The organism is Puniceibacterium sp. IMCC21224, assembly GCF_001038505.1.
Taxonomy (GTDB): Bacteria; Pseudomonadota; Alphaproteobacteria; order Rhodobacterales; family Rhodobacteraceae; genus Puniceibacterium.
This window is the reverse complement of record NZ_LDPY01000008.1, coordinates 1-19,687: the sequence shown is the minus strand read 5'-3', so window position 1 is coordinate 19,687 and position 19,687 is coordinate 1. Positions and strand designations below refer to the sequence as shown.

At 63.0% G+C, this 19,687-nt stretch carries 15 protein-coding genes; 11 read left to right on the top strand and 4 right to left on the bottom strand.

Annotated elements, in window-relative coordinates; genetic code table 11:
• The first annotated feature begins 20 nt into the window (after window positions 1-20).
• From IMCC21224_RS25985 to IMCC21224_RS25950, 8 genes are all read left to right on the top strand, one after another.
• Window positions 21-1,433: a UDP-N-acetylglucosamine 1-carboxyvinyltransferase gene (locus IMCC21224_RS25985; protein WP_197089343.1), complete on the top strand. Its 1,413-nt coding sequence runs from the start codon at window positions 21-23 to the stop codon at window positions 1,431-1,433.
• A 13-nt stretch (window positions 1,434-1,446) separates the two neighbouring features.
• Window positions 1,447-2,397: a UDP-N-acetylmuramate dehydrogenase gene (gene murB, locus IMCC21224_RS25980; protein ID WP_047998458.1), complete on the top strand. Its 951-nt coding sequence runs from the start codon at window positions 1,447-1,449 to the stop codon at window positions 2,395-2,397.
• 17 nt (window positions 2,398-2,414) lie between these two features.
• Entirely contained in the window at window positions 2,415-3,464 is a 1,050-nt protein-coding gene (locus IMCC21224_RS25975) for a glycosyltransferase (RefSeq protein ID WP_047998457.1), read from the top strand.
• Window positions 3,464-4,693, top strand: a complete 1,230-nt coding sequence (locus IMCC21224_RS26875; RefSeq protein ID WP_053079237.1) for a glycosyltransferase family 4 protein — start codon at window positions 3,464-3,466, stop codon at window positions 4,691-4,693. Before IMCC21224_RS25975 ends, IMCC21224_RS26875 begins: the two co-directional genes overlap by 1 nt.
• 226 nt (window positions 4,694-4,919) lie before the next feature.
• Complete coding sequence (locus IMCC21224_RS25965) at window positions 4,920-7,313, top strand: NosD domain-containing protein (protein WP_047998456.1); 2,394 nt, start codon at window positions 4,920-4,922, stop codon at window positions 7,311-7,313.
• A gap of 331 nt (window positions 7,314-7,644) precedes the next feature.
• Window positions 7,645-8,331 (top strand): ParA family protein, encoded by a 687-nt coding sequence (locus IMCC21224_RS25960; protein WP_047998455.1) that lies wholly within the window; start codon window positions 7,645-7,647, stop codon window positions 8,329-8,331.
• Window positions 8,331-8,744: a hypothetical protein gene (locus IMCC21224_RS25955; RefSeq protein WP_047998454.1), complete on the top strand. Its 414-nt coding sequence runs from the start codon at window positions 8,331-8,333 to the stop codon at window positions 8,742-8,744. Before IMCC21224_RS25960 ends, IMCC21224_RS25955 begins: the two co-directional genes overlap by 1 nt.
• A gap of 132 nt (window positions 8,745-8,876) precedes the next feature.
• Window positions 8,877-10,139, top strand: coding sequence for a glycosyltransferase family 4 protein (locus IMCC21224_RS25950; RefSeq protein ID WP_047998453.1), 1,263 nt, complete (start codon window positions 8,877-8,879; stop codon window positions 10,137-10,139).
• A gap of 7 nt (window positions 10,140-10,146) precedes the next feature.
• On the opposite strand, the gene IMCC21224_RS25945 is transcribed toward IMCC21224_RS25950, so the two are convergent.
• The 4 genes from IMCC21224_RS25945 to IMCC21224_RS25930 all read right to left on the bottom strand — a co-directional run bounded on the left by IMCC21224_RS25945 (window position 10,147) and on the right by IMCC21224_RS25930 (window position 15,781).
• The gene (locus tag IMCC21224_RS25945) at window positions 10,147-11,487 is read right to left on the bottom strand and encodes a hypothetical protein (RefSeq protein WP_156178449.1); all 1,341 of its coding nucleotides are present in this window, start codon (window positions 11,485-11,487) and stop codon (window positions 10,147-10,149) included.
• 89 nt (window positions 11,488-11,576) lie between these two features.
• Entirely contained in the window at window positions 11,577-12,224 is a 648-nt protein-coding gene (locus tag IMCC21224_RS25940) for a polysaccharide biosynthesis/export family protein (RefSeq protein ID WP_047998451.1), read from the bottom strand.
• A 203-nt stretch (window positions 12,225-12,427) separates the two neighbouring features.
• Complete coding sequence (locus tag IMCC21224_RS25935; protein WP_053079236.1) at window positions 12,428-14,935, bottom strand: tetratricopeptide repeat protein; 2,508 nt, start codon at window positions 14,933-14,935, stop codon at window positions 12,428-12,430.
• Between the two features lie 168 nt (window positions 14,936-15,103).
• A complete protein-coding gene (locus tag IMCC21224_RS25930) occupies window positions 15,104-15,781 on the bottom strand; it encodes a sugar transferase (RefSeq protein ID WP_047998450.1) in 678 nt (225 codons plus the stop codon).
• A gap of 407 nt (window positions 15,782-16,188) precedes the next feature.
• On the opposite strand from IMCC21224_RS25930, the gene IMCC21224_RS25925 reads away from it, so the two are divergent.
• Genes IMCC21224_RS25925 through IMCC21224_RS25915 form a run of 3 tightly spaced genes read left to right on the top strand, consistent with a single transcriptional unit; the run spans window position 16,189 to window position 19,514 of the window.
• Window positions 16,189-17,076, top strand: coding sequence for an ExeA family protein (locus IMCC21224_RS25925; protein WP_047998449.1), 888 nt, complete (start codon window positions 16,189-16,191; stop codon window positions 17,074-17,076).
• Window position 17,077: 1 nt separating this feature from the next.
• Window positions 17,078-18,673: a Wzz/FepE/Etk N-terminal domain-containing protein gene (locus IMCC21224_RS25920; RefSeq protein WP_047998448.1), complete on the top strand. Its 1,596-nt coding sequence runs from the start codon at window positions 17,078-17,080 to the stop codon at window positions 18,671-18,673.
• A gap of 10 nt (window positions 18,674-18,683) precedes the next feature.
• Window positions 18,684-19,514: a CpsD/CapB family tyrosine-protein kinase gene (locus IMCC21224_RS25915; RefSeq protein WP_053079235.1), complete on the top strand. Its 831-nt coding sequence runs from the start codon at window positions 18,684-18,686 to the stop codon at window positions 19,512-19,514.
• Window positions 19,515-19,687 lie beyond the last annotated feature (173 nt).

Here is a 19,687-nt window from a genome sequence, read left to right as displayed (position 1 = left end):
GCGGCAGTCCGGTCGAAACCTTGCCTCGCACTGCCCGCCGGGTGCCGCGCCGGGGCGACACCGGCCTTTGGGTCGGATATGGCGGGGCGCGGATGGACAGCGCGCGATCCGCAGAGCACCACGGCTGTCCGCCGTCCTTTTCCGGAGTAGCCTGCATGAACGATATGTCGTCCCCTGAACTTTCGACGCTCACCGTCTCACGCGCCCGCCTTGAGGGTCGCGTTACGCTGAACGGTGCCAAGAATTCGTCGCTGCGCCTGCTTGCGGCCAGCCTCCTGACTGCGGGGCCGGTGACGCTGACCAACTATCCCAGCGGCCTGCTGGATGCGCAGGTGCATGTCCGTATGCTCGAGGCGCTTGGCAAGCGGGCCGAACCGGTCTCGGCTTCGGAGATCCGCATCACCGAGGGCAGGGCCCCGGCCAGTCGGCTGGTCTGGGACGGGCGGTCGATCCGCAACACATTGCTGATCTTGGGCGCGCTGACCGCGCGCACCGGCGCGGGCGCCGTGCCCCTGCCGGGGGGCTGCAAGCTGGGTGAGCGCAAGTACGACCTGCACGTGATGCTGCTCGAGCGGCTTGGCGCGCGGGTTTGGGAGGAAGGCGACTATCTCTGTGCCGAGGCGCCGACCGGGGGGCTCGTGGGGGCAGACATCCTGTTGCCCATGCGTTCGACCGGGGCGACCGAGAACGCGATCCTGTGCGGCTGTCTGGCCAAGGGCGTCACGCGGATCTGGAATCCGCACATCCGCCCCGAGATCCTGGACCTGATTGCCCTGCTGCAGGGCATGGGCGCGCAAATCCGGGTGTTCGGCCAGGAGCATATCGAGATCACCGGGTCTGAGGGTCTGGACGGTGTCACCCACCGGGTCATTGCTGACAACATGGAGGCGGTCACCTGGCTGGCCGCAGCCGTCATCACCGGCGGCGACGTCGAGATTGCGGAGTTCCCGACCAGCGACCTCGAGGTGGTGCTGACCCATCTGCGGGCGGCCGGAGCGCGGCTTTACCACGGCGAGGAGTCGCTGATTGTTCGGGGTGGGGCCTGCTATCCGATCGAGATCAGCACCGGGCCGCATCCGGGCATCAACTCGGACGTGCAGCCGATCTTGGCGGCCTGGGCGGCGCATGCGCGGGGTGAATCGCGCATCATCGACCTGCGTTTTCCGGGGCGTTACGGCTATGCGGTGGAAATGGCGCGCATGGGCGTGGACTACGAGATCGCGGGTGACCTTCTCAAGATACATGGCACGGGTGGCGGGCTGCATGGCGCCAGCGTGCGGGCGCTGGATCTGCGGGCGGGGGCGGCGCTGACCCTGTGCGGGCTGACGGCGACGGGCGAGACGACGATCACCGATGCCTGGCAGATCTCGCGCGGGTACATGGATTTTGCGGCCAAGCTCGAATCGCTCGGGGCAAAGGTGCGTGTTGGCTGAAGGCTTGCCTAAAATGGCGCGGGATGCCCTGCTGGACGCTTTTCCCGAGGCGTCCATGCAGAATGTTTCTCTGGCCCGGATCAGCCGCTGGCGGATCGGTGGGCTTGCGGACATCGTACTGCGCCCGCGCAGCGTCGAGGAATTGTGCGCCATGCGGGCGTACCTGCTTGCCCAGGGCCTGCCGAACGTGGTGATCGGCGCCACCAGCAACCTGCTGTTTGCGGATGCGGGCCTGCGGGCGGTTGCGCTCCAGATCGGGAACAGCCTTGGTAAGAGCGCGGTTAAGGTTACGGGGACGGACATCACTGCCGGGGCCGGCGTCTGGGTGCCGGGTCTTGCGCGGCGCGTGATGCAGGCAGGCCTCGGCGGGATCGAGCATATCTGCGGCATTCCGGGCACCTTTGGCGGCCTGGTGTGCATGAATGGCGGCAGTTTACGCAGGGGCATCGGCGAAAACATCACCCATGTCGACAGCGTCGATGTCACGGGCGCCCTGTACCGCCGGGACAGGGAGGCCTGCGGCTTTGCGTATCGCCGCTCTGTCTTTCAGGGCAACGACGAGATCGTGGTGTCGGCGGGTCTCGCGCTCGAGGCGGGCGAGCGCGAGGCAATCCGGCGCGTGATGCTGACTATTTTGGGCAACCGGCGGCGCAAGTTCCCGCATCATACGCCGAACTGTGGGTCGGTCTTTGTCTCAAATCCGGGCATGTATGCCGATTACGGCCCTCCGGGCGCGGTCATCGAGAAGCTGGGTTTCAAGGGGCGGCGGATCGGCGATGCGCAGGTGTCGCCGGAGCACGCGAATTTCATTGTGAACACCGGACGCGCACGGGCAGAGGATGTGCTGGCTCTGATTACCGGAATCAAGACAGCGGCGCGGCGCGAGACCGGTTATGACATGGAGGTCGAGGCTCGCTACGTGCGTCCTGACGGCACCCTGGTGCCCGCTGACTGTGCCGCCTGAACAGGAGAGTGAAGATCATGTCCCAATTCGCGCAAAGCGATGCCGTCCCGCAGGTGTCGGTTGTCTGTGCCTGGTACAACCGGGCCGATTACGTCCGCGATACGCTCGACAGTTTGCTGGCGCAGGATCATCCGAATTTCGAGGTGGTGCTTGTCAACGACGGTAGCCGCGATTCGAAGGTGCGCGAGATTCTCGACAGCTACACCGATCCGCGTCTGCGGATGATTCACGGTGCCAACCGTGGCTTTACGGCGGCCATCGCCCATGCTGTGGACCAGGCGCGGGGGGCTTATGTGGCGGTGCAGGGGGCGGGCGACGTGTCCCATCCGGCGCGGCTGCGGCTTCAGGCCGGGGCGCTGGCGGCGGATCAGGGGCTGGTCGGCGTCGGCTGCGCGCGCGAAAATCACGTGATCGGCGGCGCACGGGATGGTGAGCGCAGGACTGTCGGCCATACCCGGACGCGCGTCACCACCCAGCATCTGCTGACCGAGGTGGGCTGTCCGGTGAACCATGGCGACGTGATGTTCCGTCGCGACGCCTATATGGCCTGCGGCGGCTACCGTCCCTTCTTTCGCCTGGCGCAGGACTGGGATCTGTGGATCCGGATGAGTGCTGCGGGCGATTTTGCGCTGCTTGACGAGGTGTTGTATGAACGGCGCGTCTTCATGGCCGACGGCATTGCGTCGCGCGTGGACAAAAGCCTGACCCAGGCGCGCTATGGCCGCATCGCGAAAAGCTGCTTTGCAGAGCGGAAGCGCTATGGCGTGGATATTGTCGACCTGTTCGGATTGGATGCGGGGCTATACCTGCCGCCCGATCGGTTCATGGCCGACGAGACGGCCAAGACGGCGGTGAAGTATATCCGTGCCGGGGCGTTCGCGGACGGTACCCTTCTGGCCGATCTAGCCCGGCGTGAGGCGCTGACCGCCCGAGTCATCCTGGCGCAGGCCGTCACGTGGCTGTGTCGCACGGCACGAGGACGGCGCTGGGTTCTGGCGCTGGCCGCCAAGATCCCGATGAAAGACCGGCGCGCAATCCTGTCGCTGCTGCCTGCAGAGAACAGCTGATGCTCGGTGGCAGTCCTGAAACCGGCTCGGAAACGGATGACGATACAGAGTCCGATACCGGGACAACCATGCGTATCCTGCTGCTGGCCATCGGTTCGGAAGGGTACGGCGTGCGCCGGGTCTGGGGTGGGTTGTTGCAAGGGCTGTCAGCGCGGGGCCATGCAGTGACGCTGGTCTTGTTAAAGGGCGAGCATGCCCCGGCTTGGGACGATATCCGCCCCGCCGATGTGGATCTGATTACTCCGGAATCCGGAGCGCTGCCCGAGATCGCGGGCACCGGTCTGGCCAAGCTTGTCACGCTGGGGCGGCGGGCGCTGCGTCAAGTTGCGCTGGCGCGCTGGCTGCGCACCCAGGTCCGTGCGCGAGCCATCAGCCGCGTCGTGGTGCAAAGCCCGATGGACGTGGGACTTGCCGCTCTCGCGGTCCAGGGTACCGGTGCGGTGGTGTTCTGGATGATGCCGAACGCCGTCTCCTCAGGCTACCGGTTCGACCTCAACCGGCGCATCTACCGAGGCCTGTTCCGAGGGATGAATGTGGTGCCAGTCGCCAATTCGCAGTTCACCGGCGCAACCCTTGGTTCGGGCCGGTTTCGCCGCCATGTGCTGCACCTTGGCATCGATACGGAGAGGTTCGCACCTGCTGCCGTGCCGGTGCTGCCACCCCGTCCTGCGAATATTCCGCCAGATGTCCCGCTGTTGGGGCTGTTCGCCCGTCTGACCGAAGAAAAGGGCCATCTGGTGTTGGCCCACGCTTTGGCCAGGGCGGGCGGTGACGCCCATGTGCTGATTTGCGGCGGGCCGCTCGACAGCGCTTTTGCCGACCGGCTGCGCGCCGGGATTGCGGCGTTGGGGTTGGGGGGGCGCATGCATCTTCTCGGGCCACAGGACGACATCGTGCCGCTTTATGCGCTGTGTGATGTGGTGCTGAACACCCGGCTTGATCCCGAACCTTTCGGTATGTCGGTGATCGAGGCCATGGCGATGGGAAAGCCGGTTCTGGCGCACCGCGCGGGTGGTCCGGGCGAGACGGTGATTGACGGGCAGACTGGCTGGCTGATTGACGCGCCGACACGTGACTCCTTTGCTGCCGGTCTGGACCGGATGCTGGCGGACCGCGCCCGTTGGGGTACCATGGGGGCAGCAGCGCGGCGGCATGTGTGCGCCAACTTTGCAGAACCGCGCATGGTTGCCGGGCTGGAAGCGATCATGGCCGCCCCCTCCAACACTTGAAGGACCGTCGGCGGGCGCGTCTGTCTTTGCAGCGCGTCGGGCGCACGGTGGATATAGGGCCTGTTAATATCAGAGCCTTTACCTCTGCTCTCGACTGAACTTTGCCGGAGAGCGCGTGACCCCGTCGACAGACCTGCACCCCATCCGCCCCGTGGTGGGGGGCTGTCGCGGATCATGCGGCCCCCTGCCCTGCCCCTTTCCTTTTGCATAGCCGAGGTTCCCAACCATGCTGACCATCCCCAGCCTGCCCATCAACGGCACCGAACTCATGACCATGTTGTCCGGGCTGAACAGCTCTCTCTTAGGGATCCAGAACACCAGCTTTGTGCGGGTGGAGGACGTCCTGTCGAGTACGACGCTGAGCTATTCTGACAGTGTGGCCCCAGCTACCATCGGCGGCACGCTCGAAGCCGGCGGGTTTCGCTATGCCGTGGCGGCGGTTGATGCGACGGACCATCACTTGACCACGGCGGGCGGGATCAAGCTGTATGTGCTGCCGGGAGCAAACGGATTTGACGTCGTGGCCTTTGGGGCGGTGCTGTCGGGCGCGGCGGACAGCACTGCAGCGATTCAGGCGGCCGAAAACGCTGCAGCAGCCGTGGCGGCGGCGGGTGGCAGTGTGCAGTTGCATTTCCCTCTGGGTGATTTTGCCGTTTCCGGCAGCATCGTGAAACGCGCGGGTGTCAACTGGTGTGGCATCGGTACGATCCGGCGGCAGAACAACCTATCTGCTACGGGAGCGGGCTTTAGCCTTGTCACGGCCGACGGTGTCGACAACTGGTCGATCAGGGGGGTCACGCTTGAAAACGTCGCCCATGACCGGGTGGTCAGCGGGGCGGTGACGAGCAGCTCAGCCTTTGGTGCGTCGAACCAGCTGATCGACGTGCGCAACTGCCACCACTTCCGCATCGAGGGATGCCGCCTGCGCAAGTATTCCTACGGGGTACGCGTGGATGGCTGCACGTCTTTCCGGATCAGCGGCAACGACATGAACGCGGAAAGCGGCAAGACACTCGCCAGCGTGATCGACGGCAGCTATACGCCCTTCGCCAGCAAGGGGGGCGAGGCGATCATCATTGGCGGTCAGAAAAACGGCATCGTCTCTGCCCGGTGCGCCTATTTCGAGGTCAGGGACAATATCATCGATAACACTGGTCTCGACGTTGGGATCTTTGCGCTCGCCTATACCTGGGACCGTGCTGACGGGATGATTTCGGGCAACATCGTGCTGGGTGGTAATTCGGGCATCCAGTGTTACCGCAGCATCAGCGACCCCGGTACCGCGCCGACCTATGCGACCGGCCTGCATATCACGGGCAACAGCGTGTCGCATACTTGGGAACAGGGAATCTACACCCGGGGTGTCGTCGGTGTGCTGATCGACGGGAACACTCTGTACCGTTGCTCGTGCGGGGGCGACAATGGCAGCGGCGCAGGCAATACCGCGTCCAGCATCATGATCCGGGTCGATCCGTTCTTTGCCACCTCGGGCTTTGCTTCGGGATCAGCGCTGTCCAACGACCACACCATCATGGTGAGTAACAACTATATCGTTGATCATGGCCATCCGACCCGCGCTTCGAACCCTGTGATCCAGGCCGAGGTGGCCAATGTCTCGGTCATCGGAAACACGATCATCCGCTCGGCCGAATTTTCGACCACTGCGACCTGCAGCGTCATCGAGGGCATGGCTGGTGCCAGCGGGTCGGGTCTGCATGTGGATCGCAACGAGATCCAGGGCACTTTCACGCGCGGAATATACTTAGCCAAGACTCTGAACACCTCTAGGCCGCCGAATTTTCTTGATACGCCCAGCGTCAGGGAAAACATCCTCAAAGGCTCGTTCGTCAATCCGATCTACGTGGATTACAATGGTTTTCACATGATGGTAGACGGTAACCGCATCCATGCTGCAGTCAGCGGATCAGCGGCGATCATCCTGCGCAATGCGCCCTATGGTTCGGTCAGTGACAACCAGATCGTCAGTGCGGCTGTTAACGTGACAGCTGCCGCGATCCAGACTCGTCAGGGTTGTCTGGCCAGCGACACCGCCTATTTTCTGAGCGGTGGCACGGTCACGCGGTCCAACCGGCGGGGCGGTACCCTGCGTGTGACGGGAAACACGGTCCTTGGCTATGCCACGCCCTTCTCGCTCACTGAGACGAATGTCAACGACAGCAAGTTTTATGGCCGTTGTCGCGAGTTCCGCGACAACGTCGTGAACGGCAGGACATATGTTCAGGAGTTCACAACCGGGACGCCGGACAGCACCTATGTCGCGCGTATCTGGCACAAGCACGACCGGACCTGCAGCGCCGCCGCCGCCTCAGGTGTGTCACCCGGCAGGGTCTGCACGGCACCGGGCCAGTATGGCAGCAGCGTTGCGACAACCGGCCAGACCACAGCAGGCAGCGCGGTGATTACCAATGTCGCGGTCCTGGATGGCTACGGGCCGGGGCTGTATTTGTCCGTGGCGGGATTTTCAGGGACGGTGCAAATCGTCGCAATCGATGTGACCGCCCAAACTCTTACGGTTGATGTGCCGGCCGATGCCAGCCATTCGAGCGTATCCCTAGCATCGGCCGCGCCGGTCTTTACGGCGCTTCCGGCGCTGGTCTGATCTTCCTGCCCGCCTGTAATATGGGCCAAAGATATCCGATAGCTATCCGCTAGCTATCGGATATTATAGACATGGCGAACATCTTGCATATTCCACTATATATAGTGATTTTGTTGGAATTTCTACGAGATGAGATTGCCTTTCCGGCGTCAGATCCTGATATTACGCGATGCATATTTAGATAGCTAACGGATAGCTATCTTATAAGTAGCTCAAAGCTAGCGGTTTACAGGCTGCGGCTCATCGGGTATCCTCACCTAACGGTCTGCCAGCCGCCCATAATCGCCACGCCCTGCGCATGGCCGTAAGGCGTCATCGAAAAGGAAAGACCTTGCCCGTCATCGCATTTGCCAACCCCAAGGGCGGGGCAGGAAAGACCACCGCCGCCTTGCTTCTGGCCTCGGAACTGGCCAGCCGGAATGCACAGATCGTGATCATCGATGCTGATCCAGAACGCTGGATCTCGCAGTGGGCCGATTTGCCCGGCAAGCCTGAGAACATCCGCATCGTCTCGGACGTGACCGAGGACAGCATTGTCGATCAGATCGACGCCGCCGCCGCCACGACGCAGTTCGTCATCATCGACCTCGAAGGCACCGCCAGCCTGATGGTGGCCAATGCCATCGGTATGTCCGACCTCGTGGTGATCCCGACCCAGGGTGGATCAATGGACGCCAAGGGCGCGGCCAAAATGATCCGCCTGATCCGCAATCAGGAGCGGATGGCGCGTCGAGCGATCCCACACGGGGTGCTGATGACGCGGACCAGTGCCGCGGTCGCCTCGCGCTCGCTCAAGAACGTGCGCGCCCAGCTCGACAAGGCGGGCATCCCGGTCTTTGGCACACCGATCGTTGAACGGGCCGCCTATCGGGACATCTTCGACTATGGCGGGCTGCTGCGCGATCTGGTTCCGGCGCAGGTCTCGAACCTGGAAAACGCCTGCAAGAATGCCGGCGCCTTCACCGCCGAGGTATTGAACCGATTGCGGCAGGCGATGGCCGCACAGGGGGCCGCGTGATGACTCGTGCCCGCGCCAGCATTGGCTTCGAAGACGACATCAGTGATTTTGATGCCATCGATCCGGCGGAATGGGCGGTCGGCACACCCGCGCGGACGCGCCCGGAAACTGGCACCACGCAAAGGGCAGCCGAGGCGACGGGCTTCCGCAGTCGCGAGGGCAGGGGGGGCACGCCCCCCGAGACCACTCCGGATCTGTTGCCCCGGATGGCCGCCGACGCGCCACAGACCCGGTCCGCGCCACGGCGCAGGCGCACCGGACGTAACGCGCAGTTCAACCTCAAGGCCCGTCCGGACACGATCGAAAGTTTCTGTGCGGTGGCCGACGCCAACGGCTGGGGTCTTGGGGAGACACTGGAACAGGCCGTCCAGTTGCTATTGCGCGAGTATGGCGCACACGGGAAATCCGAGTGAAATCCGTTGAAAAGTCGTGTCTTTGGGTCACAGTGGGCGTCGCATGTGCGAAACCTGCTTTCATCCGGGGGTTCACTCTCTTAGTTGAATGTTAGAAAACAGACAGGTTCTTTTGTGAGTTCAGGTAGACCGATGACCGCTACCCCCGTGCGCCATATTCTGATCGTCGTCGAGAACCTGCCGGTCCCGCTGGACCGTCGGGTCTGGCTGGAGGCCACGACGCTGGTCAACGCAGGCTACGAGGTTTCGGTGATCTCGCCCATGGGCCGGGGCTGGACCGCACCGTCCGAGGTGATCGAGGGCGTGCATATCTACCGCCATCCCGAACTGCCCGAGGCGCATTCCGGCGCCTTGGCCTATGCCCGCGAATGGGGACAGGCCATCTGGCACTGGTTCCGACTGGCGCGGCTTATCTGGCGTAAGAAGAAATTCGATGTGATCCAGGGCTGCAATCCGCCGGATCTGATCTTTCTGCTGGCGCTGTGGTACCGTCCCTGGGGCGTGCGCTACATGTTTGATCATCACGACGTCTGCCCCGAACTGTTCGAGGCCAAGTTTGGCAAGCGCGGCCTACTGTACGGCATGATGCGTGTGTGGGAAAAGCTGACGTTCCGGGCCGCCTCGGTGTCGATGGCTACCAATGGCAGTTTCCGCGACATTGCGATCCGCCGGGGCGGCATGGCGCCCGAAGATGTCTTTGTTGTTCGTTCGGCGCCCAGGATCGAGACCTTCACACCCGGCCCGGGTAATCCCGAGATGCGCAAGGGCGCTGCCACGGTGATGGGGTATGTCGGGGTGATCGGCCAGCAGGAGGGGATGGACCTTTTGGTCTGCGCAGCCGAGCACCTGATCCGCGCTCTGGGCAAGGACGACGTGCATTTCCTGATCGTTGGCTTCGGTCCCACACTCGAGGAGGTGCGCAGCGATGTGAAGGACAGGGGACTAGAGGCGTATTTCACCTTTACCGGCGCACTCTATGGGGCAGACCTGCTGGCCGCACTGAACGTGATCGACATCGGCGTCTCGCCCGATCCGAAGAACCCGATGAACGACATCTCGACCATGAACAAGGTCATGGAATACATGACCCTGGAAAAGCCGCTGGTGCAGTTCGACCTGACTGAAGGGCGGGTGTCGGCGGGTGAGGCGGCGCTGTATGCCCTGGCCAACGATCCGGTGGATTTCGCTGCCAAGCTGGCCGAACTAATCGAAGATCCGGACCGGCGGGCCCGGATGGGAGCGCTTGGGCGCGCGCGCGTGCTGGAGGATTTGTCCTGGGCGCATACCACACCCGAGCTGCTGGCCGCCTACGAGCGGATCTTTGTGAAAATGGGCCGCGGGACGGAAACGAACTGGGGGCAGCCAGGGCAGGCCGCCAAGACCGGAAACAGCTAAGGCCGGATCAGAAGCGGGTGAGAAAGGTCCGGCGCAATTCCAGAAAGACCCGGTTGGAATGTGCTGCGCCTTGGCTGTCCTCGTTGCGGATACGGTGGCTGTAGCCGGTTTCCAAGGTCCAGTCGCTGGTAAAGTCATGGCTCAAGCTGGCGCCGACCTCACCGCTCAGTGTCTCTGCGCCCGTCGCGGTTTCCTCGGCTTTGCTCAGGTTCACACCGAACCGGACCCGTGACAGTGGCGTCAGTTCCTGTGTCAGTCCCAGCGAGGCGCGGGTGTTGAGCTGCTCCGTGTCGTCCGCATCGCTGGAAGAGACGGTGCGAGACAGTCCAAAATTCAGCGCTCCCCGTGCCAGATCGCGGCGCAGATTCAGTCCGCCGTTCAGGTAGGTCTGGCCATCGACACTTCTGCTCAGACCTATCTGCCCGGATACCTGCCCCAGCGGCAGAGCCAGAGACCGATCTAGCGTGGCGCCATAGCGTTCGCCCTCTTCGGTGTTGGCTGCGTTCAGGCTGGCCGTCAGTGCGCCCAGCGGGCGATCCACCGTCAGCCCGGCATTCAGCGACAGGGTCTCGCGCAGGCCGGTCGTGTTATCCTGTTCAAAATCGCTCCAGGTCAGCCCGAGATCTAGTCGCCGGGTTGCATCCAGATCCATCCGCATCGTTGCCCCAAGGGTCCGCCGACGGCTGTCCTCAAGCGTGGAACCGTCCAGCCCATTGGCGGTCCCGTCGCGGTAGGTGGTGGTATTGATGCGGGCAAAGGTGCCGAATCCCAGCGGTCTGTCGTCGCCCCAGTTCAGGCTGGCCTCGGCCGCGCTCCTGCGGCGGACGGCGGTCCCGGAGACCACGTCGATGATGCCCAGAGCGGTCCCGTCAGTGCCGGTTGTTCCTTCGTCAAATTCGTTGATGTCGAAATAATCCCGGCTCAGCCTAGATTCACGCAGCGAGGCGCTCAGCCCCAATCGCGCGGCGGCGCTGGTGCGGCCATAGGACAATGAAACGCCCGGATCCTTGAAGCCGTTGATTTGCGATGTGTCATCCGGGGTATCGATCACACCGAGCGTGCCGCTGAAATCCAGGGACAGGCGTTCGGTCCGGGTTTCGCTAAGAAGGCCGAGCGACAGTCTGGCGTTTGCTTCCGAGGTCGGTCCGGCGCTGTCGCGATCGAGCGCACTGTTGTCTTCGACCTCGGTGCGCAGCGCGAGCCCGAGGGAAAGCTGGATGCCATCGGTGCCATAGGACTGGGCTGCGGCCGACACGGCCAGCGACACCACAAGGACCACCGCAACGGGCAAAGCCGGAGGCGCGGCGCGTAAGGCTGCGGGACGACAGGCCCCAACAGGCAAGGGCACGGCAGGTGTCCTGACGGTGGAATGTGTCACGCGGGTCTTTCTGTCGTTCCGGCGGTGGTCCGATCCCGGCCGGTGCGCCGGTGCGGGCATCACTCGAACAGACGGCGCTGGGGAACGACGATCACATCGCCGTCCATCAAAGAGGTCAGCCCGTTGCGGTCTTTACCAGCTTCGATCGCGGGATAGTTCAGACTGTAGACGTTTTCTGTGTGGGTGGCCGTGTCGGTGCGGCGCAGCTGAATCCGCTTGGTGGCGGCGAATTTTGTGAATCCTCCCATCATCGCGAACATCTGCAGCACGGTGGTTCCCGGAGCGACCTCGATCAGGCCGGGCTTGTTGGCCTCGCCCAAAATGTAGATGCCGATGACCGGCGGCTCTTCGGGGGTGCGGGCGACATACGGGTCGCGCGGGCGCAGCTGTTCGAGCGAGACATAGACATTCGGCGTTGCTGCAAAGGCGCTGGCCAGGCGGCCGGTCAGATCGCTCTGGATTGCCTCGACCGTGCGGCCGGATGCCCGCAGGCTACCTGCCTGCGGTACCGAGATGCGCCCGTCCGGCGCGACCAGTACGGTTCGGTTGAGGCTCGGATCCTCGAGCACTTCGATGCGCAGTGTGTCGCCTGGCTTCACGCCGTAGCCCTGCGCTGCGGCTGGTCCGGTCGCGCCCCAAAGCGCAAGCGCCAGAAACACAACTGCCGCGATGGCACGTCCTGCCATGATAGATTTCAGAAAAGTCATACTGCTTTGCCCCCGGGTCTGCGCCCTTTTACGGTATCTTGCAGATATTTAGGGCAGGCCGACACCGATTATCAAAGAAATACTGCCGTTTGGCTCTTCGCGGCACGCTTCATGCTCTGATTGTGCCGGAGGCGCAACAATCCGGCCATGCCGGAGGCATTACACGTCAGCTGTGCCGGAGGCGCAGGCCCCCGGCAGCGAGGTCAGGGATTTGTCTGCGGTGGCTGATCCGTGGTCGCTGCCGGCAGGTCAGCCAGGGTGTCGCGGGCTTTCTGGAACTGGGGCAGGGGGCTGTCCCCCGCGATGTCCAGGGCGCGGATCAGAGAGGTGCGGGCATCGCCGTCTCTTCCGAGGGCCGCATAGGTCATGCCCAGATGGTATTGCGCCAGTGGATCAGTGGGCAGCCCCCCCGCAGCCGGTTCGAGATAGCGCAGCGCTTCGTCAGCATTGCCGCGCAGGTATTCGATCCAGCCATAGGTGTCCTGGAATGCCGGAACGTCGGTGCCGCGCAGGCGCCGCGCGATGGAAAAGCCCCGTTCGAGGCTTTCGGGACCGTCCCGGTGCGCGGTGATCAGGCTGGCCAGGTTGTTGGCAACGATGGTATTGCTGCTGTCGCGGGCATAGAGCGTTTCGTAAACGCCGATCGCGCCGTCGATGTCGCCATTGCGCTCCAGCAGGCTGGCCCGGATCCAGAGCAGGTTGGGCGCATCCGGCATCCGCTCTTGTGCGGCTGTCAACACGGCAAGCAGTTCGTCCTCACGCCCTGCGGCTGACAGCACCCCCATCAGCAGGCGCACCGGCAGGTCGTTCTGCGGAAAGCGGTCGATCAGCTCACGATAAACCGCCTCGGCTGGTTTCATCTCGCCCATCAGGGCATGCAGGTTGGCATTCAGAAGCTGTAGGTCCGGGTTGTCGGGCGATTGTGCCAGAATATCGTCGAGATAGGCGCGGGCCTCGTCGATCTTGCCATCGCGGATCTTGGTCTGGACGATCAGGACCATTGCCCTTGTGGCCTGCCGGTCGGCATCCGAAATGTCATCCCCGACTTCGGCCTCGAGCACGAGCAGGCTGTCCGCGGTGCGGTTCTGTCCCTGCAGGATTGCGGCCTGAAGGGTTGGGGCGGCTTGCCGGGCCTGGGGCGTGTCGAGTGTGCGCAGCGCATCCACGATCACCTGCGCCTGGGGCCAGGCCCGGGAGCGCAGATGGATGTCGGCCAGCAGCAGCAGCAGGTCAAGAGTTTCTGGCGCCCGCTGGCGGGCATCTTCGAGCACGGCAATGGCCACCTGTTCGCGACCCTGTTCCAGCAGAAAGCGGGCATAGCGCACGGATTCCGCCGGCGCCGAGGCCGAGACCTCGACCGCGAGCGCCAGACGTTCGCCCATGAGATCGGTGTCGCCGTCGCGTTCATGCGCCATCGCCATCAAGGTCAGGGTTTCGGAATCCCGCGGGTTCTGGTTCAGCGCGGTGCGCAGGGCGATGATGGCTTCGCCGGGTTTGTCAGCATCCACCAGCCATCTGGCGCGCATCTTGAGCGCGGCAACGTTGCTGGTGTCCTCTGTCAGCACCTGATCGACCAAAGCACCGGCTTCGTCGCGCTCACCGGTGCGTGCCAGCATCTGGGCCAGCATGATCTGCAGCCGCCGGCTCTGCTCACCGGTCTCCGCTCCTTCGAGAGAGGCGCGCATGCCGGTGATCCCGGCATCGGTCTGGCCCGCCTCGAAATCCATCGAGGCAAGCATCGCCCCATAAATACGCCCGTTATCGGTGTCGGCATTGAGGTTGCTCAGGCGCTCGAGCTCGTCACGCGCAGCTTGCGGGCCGCGGGCGGTCTGCAGCAGCTGTACGACGCTCAGGTGTCCGGTCGTTTCGCCGGTGTCGGGTCCGGCCAGATCGCGCAGGAAGGCTTCGGCGCTGTCGATGTCCTTTTGCACCAGATACCAGTTGATCAGCGCTTGCTGCATCTCGCGGTTGTCGGGAAACAGGCTGATCATCCGCCGCAGCTGTGCGCCGGTCGCTTCGGTATCGCCGGACTGTGCCAGCAGGCGCACTTTCATCGTGTTGAGATCCAGCGCCTCGGGCGAGCGTTCCAGCGCCGCGTCGATGACGGGCAGGGCGTCGGCGGGGGTCTCGCCCGAGGCGAGGTGGTCGATCGCGATGCGGACCAGCGCGTCGTTGTCCGGCCCGTCTCCGGCGCGCAGGGTGTCCAGCAGGGTGGCGGCCTCTTGGGCGATGCGGCCGCGTTCTGCCTCGTTCCGGTCGATCGAGGCCTGGCGATAGTCCAGCGCAAGGCCGATGGCCCGGGTCTGCGGATCGTCCGGCGTCAAGGCCAGCGCGGCGCGGCCGTGGCGCTCGGCCTCGTCCCAGTTGCCGTTCTGGATAGCCATTTCCGCCAGCGAGCGGCGCACCTCGACGGTGTCGGGGTATTGTTCGATCAGGCGCAGGTACTGGCTGTATGCTTCCTGCAGCTTGCCCTGTGTCACCAGAACGTCGGCATAGGTTTTCCGGGCGTCTTTGTGAAAGCCGTTGTATTTGAAAACATTACGGAATTCGATCAGGGCACGCTCTTCGTCGCCTGAGGCAAGCAGGGACATGCCGGACTGAAAATAGCGCTCGGCCTTTTCATCGGAACTTTCGCAGGCGGCCAGGAACAGGCTGCTGCACAGCACTGCCAGAATGAGGAACGGGCGAAAGCGTCGGATGTCAGTATGCATGTTACTCAATTTTGTACGTTTCAAGGACCCGCGGGGCTGCCACAAGCAGGTGCCAGTTTATACTGCCTCAGACAGACACTGAAATGTTAAAGTGCGGCAAAATCCGGGGAACTGTCAAAAGGGTGTGATCCCGAGACAGGATTTTCGCATACGGGCCTGTGGGCTGTGTCAGTATCCGGTCCCGCGCATCACCACCTGCACGGTTGCCGCCAGCAGGCGCAGATCCTCTGTCAGAGACAGGCGGGTCTCATAGGCGGTGTCGAACCGGGCGCGGTCGGCAAAGGTCGAGGCGTTGCGCAAGGAGACCTGCCAGATACCGGTGATGCCAGGGCGCAGCCGGTAATAGGCGGTGCCGGGATAAAGGTTGACCTGGCTGGGCATCATCGGGCGGGGTCCGACCAAGGACATGTGGCCGCGCAGCACGTTCCAAAGCTGCGGCAGCTCGTCAAGCGAGGATGCGCGCAGAAAGCGTCCGAAGACGGTTATGCGAGGGTCGGATCTGAGCTTTTGCGTGCGGTTCCATTCGATGCGTGCCGCCGGATCCAAAGCGAGGTGGCTTTCCAGCTTTGCCTCGGCATCCGTCACCATCGTGCGCAGCTTCCACATCGGGTAGGGACGTCCGTTGCGCCCAACGCGGGTCTGGACGTAGAATGGCTTGCCGCCCTCCAGTGCCACCAGCAGCGCGAGGCATCCCACCAGCGCGACCACGATCGGCGCGCTCAGCATTACCAGCGCGATATCGAGCAGGCGTTTCGCGCCATCACGATAAAGCCCGCGCCGTTCTTGCGGATGGATCGGGCTGGATGGAAGCGTCTGGGATGCGATGTCGCGATAATGCGCCGTCATATGCGGCGCCCGTCGGAGGGATGAGGCAGATTTTCCAAACTTAAATCCAAACTAAAACTCGGGTACAGCCTTGTCTAAATACTAAAAGAGCAACCATAATTTGACTAAAATGGGTCGAGATTCTGTTAAGCACAATCGAGGACCGGCGCCAAGTTTTTGGTATCCATGTTTGAAAAAAATGACCGAAGCGACCGATATGCATCTATTGATGTCGCGATTTGTGCATTTGTTAGGCTCGCAGTTGCCTATTCGGGCAGGCGCCTGATAAGCCCGGAAGGTCAGCTCTGAAGCTTGCCCGGAAACCACATACACGTTAGGTGAAATGGGTTCTGTGTGGTTTTGAGCTTACAGTCACAATTTTGCCCGTCTGCTGAGGCAAGGGTTCTGCGACAGATTTCAGGCTTGGCATGAATAGTACGCTCGACATATACACCGCGTTCTTCAAACTGGCGGAACGGCCGTTTTCACTGGTGCCCGACCCGGATTTCATCTTCTGGTCGGATCAGCACAACCGGGCCTATGCGATGCTGGAATACGGCATCCTGACCCGCGCTCCGATCACCCTGATCACGGGCGAGGTCGGTGCCGGCAAGACCACGCTGCTGCACCAGCTGCTGCGCTCGGTCGGGGACGAGGTGCGCATCGGGCTGATCGCCAATGCCCATGGGGATCGGGGCGAGCTGCTGCGCTGGGTGTTGCAGGCGCTGGGGCAACCTGCCGGGGCGGACGAGAACTATGTCGACCTTTTCGGCCGGTTTCAGAGCTTCCTGATATCGGAATACGCTGCCGGGCGCCGGGTGATCCTCATATTCGACGAGGCGCAGAACATGACGCGTGAATCGCTCGAAGAGCTGCGGATGTTCACCAACATCAACGCCAACAAAGACGAGTTGCTGCAACTTGTCCTGGTCGGCCAGCCCGAGCTGCGCGAGGTGATCCACCGCCCTGATTTGCGCCAGTTCGCGCAGCGGGTATCGTCGGCCTTTCATTTGTCGACGATGGATGCGGTGACGGTGCAGCATTATATCACACACCGTCTTGCCATCGCGGGGGCCGTGTCCGAGATATTCGCGCCCGAGGCCTGCGCGCTGATTTCCGAGGCATCGGGTGGGGTGCCGCGGCTGGTTAATCAGCTGTGCGATCTGTCGATGGTCTATGCCTTCACCCGGAACGAACAATTGGTTACACGCCTGACGGTGCAGCAGGTGCTGGACGACGGTGTATTCTTCCCCAGCCAGAGAACGGCCTATCCGGCTCTGGTTCTTGAACCGCATCAGAAGACAAAGGCGGACTAGTGTGGATCTAAAGTTCTATTTTTCCCTGTTTCTGCGGCGTCTGCACTGGTTTCTGCTGTTTCTGATCATTGGTTCGGCCATCGGCCTGACGTTGGCCAAGGTGCTGCCGCCGGTCTATGTTGCCAAGGCGCGCCTGCTGGTGGAATCCGAGCAGATCCCGGACGAACTCGCCGCCTCGACCGTGCGGACCGAGGCGACCGAACAGCTCGAGATCATCCAGCAGCGCATCCTGACCCGCGACACGCTGCTGGATATGGCCAACCGCCTGCAGATCTATGCGCCGGGCTCTGGAAAAGCGCAGATCGCGCTGGATGCCGATACCCTGGTCGAGGACATGCGCAAGCGGATCTCGATGGTGACAACCGGTGGTGGCCAGCGTGGCGCGGCCAGCGCCACCCTGGTCGCAGTCAGTTTCGAGGCTTCCAATGCCCGCATGTCTGCCACTGTCACCAACGAGCTGGTCACCCTGATCCTGCGCGAAGATGTGGCGATGCGGACCCGGACCGCGCGTCAGACGCTGGAATTCTTTGAACAGGAAGTGGCCCGGCTGGACAAGGAACTGGCCCAGCGCGGCGCCACGATCCTAGCCTTCAAGGAAAAGAACCAGGAGGCTCTGCCGGACAGTCTTGATTTCCGCCGGTCCCAGCAGGCCGCCAGCCAGGAGCGTCTGCTCCAGCTCGAGCGCGAGGAGGCGGGGCTGAAGGACCGCCGCAGCCGTGTGGTCAGCCTGCAGGATTCGGACGGCGCGCTGCAGGACGCCACGCCGCTTCGGGATCAGAGCCCGGAACAGCGCCAGCTGCAGAGCCTACGGGATGAACTGTCCGGCCTCAGGGCAGTCCTATCCCCTGAAAACCCCAAGATAAAACTGCTCGAGGCGCGACTCGTTGCGCTGGAGGACGTGGTAAAGGAGCAGCTGGCGCGCGCCGCCGGATCCCGGGGCGGGGAGACGCTGGACATCTATGAAGTGCAGCTGGTTGATATCGATGGCCAGCTCGATTTCATCGCGTCCCAGAAGGCTCAGGTCCAGGCCAGCCTCGACGGGCTGGCGCAGTCGATAGAGGCAACGCCCGGCAATGCGATCACGCTGGACACGTTTGAGCGCGACTATGCCAACGTGCGGGCGCAATATGACCAGGCCGTCGCGAACAAGGCCCGCGCTGAAACCGGTGATGTGATTGAGGCGCTGTCCAAGGGGCAGCGGATCTCGATCATCGAACAGGCCGTGATTCCGCAGGAGCCCGAGCGCCCCAATCGGGTGCTGATCGCGGCCGGTGGGGTCAGCGGCGGCCTGCTGCTGGGGCTTGCCATGGTGCTGCTGCTGGAACTGGTGAACACCGGGATCCGACGTCCCGCCGATCTGACTGCGCAGCTGGGAATCCAGCCCTTTGCCACGCTTCCCTATTATCGCACCCGCCGCGAGACGCTGCGCCGCCGTAGCCTGATCGTGGGGGTTTTGGGAACCTTCCTGGTTGGTATTCCGGTGGGGCTCTGGGCGGTGCACACCTGGTACATGCCGCTGGATCTTTTGTTAGATGCCATCGGTCAGCGATTTGGACTGGCAGGCATGGTCTGGCCTGTGCCGACGGCTTGGGCCTGAGAGGAGCGACATGGAAAAGATTCAGAGCGCCATCGCCAAGGCCCGTGCCGAACGGGTAGGCGGCTCGCAGCCGGGTACGACAGCATTGCGCACCGACGCCGTCGTCGCATCCTCTCCGGCAGGGGATGTGGCGACGGCCTGGCAGGCACTGCCCGCCCTGACGCTCAGTTCCCGCCAGATGGAGCGCAACCGCATCGTCGCCTTCCGGGGCGGTAGCGCCGCCACAGGTGTGGACATGCTGCGTACCCGCGTGCTTCAGCAGATCCGCGCCAACAACTGGCACCGGCTGGCGATCACTTCGCCTTCGGCCGCCTGCGGCAAGAGCACGCTGGCGCTGAACCTGGCCTTCAGCCTGGCACGCCAGCCTGATCTGCGCACATTGCTACTGGAACTAGACCTGCGGCGGCCCTCGCTCGGGTCGATGCTGGGCGTCAGCCGCGACATCAGTTTTTCTGGCGTGCTCGACGGCACCCGCCAGTTCGAAAGCAACGCCATGCGATATGGCGACAACCTTGCGATCTCGACCAACCCCGGGCCCAGCCGGAATCCGGCCGAACTTCTGAACAGCCTGCATGTGCCGGACGTGCTGGCGGATATCGAGGCCCGCTACGATCCGACTCTGACGATCTTTGACATGTCGCCGATGCTGGTCAGCGATGACACCATGGCCTTTGCCGGGCAGGTCGACTGCGTGTTGCTGGTGGCCGCTGCTGAGGCGACGACGATCAAGGAAATCGATCAGTGCGAACGCGAACTGGCGGCCCAGACCAACGTCATGGGCGTAGTCCTTAACAAATGCCGCTACATGGGGCCGGAATACGGGTATGACTACGACTACTGAGTGGCTTCGTTTAGGCTGTGCGCCAAATATTACATAATGTTCATTATTGGATTCAAGTACCGCTTATGGGCGCGTTCATACCAGAAGTGAAAATTCTGTATAAAAACAGAGTATTGCGCGGCGAATCTCAATGAGGCGTGCTCCTCTTCACCTGACCGACCGAGGCCGCACCC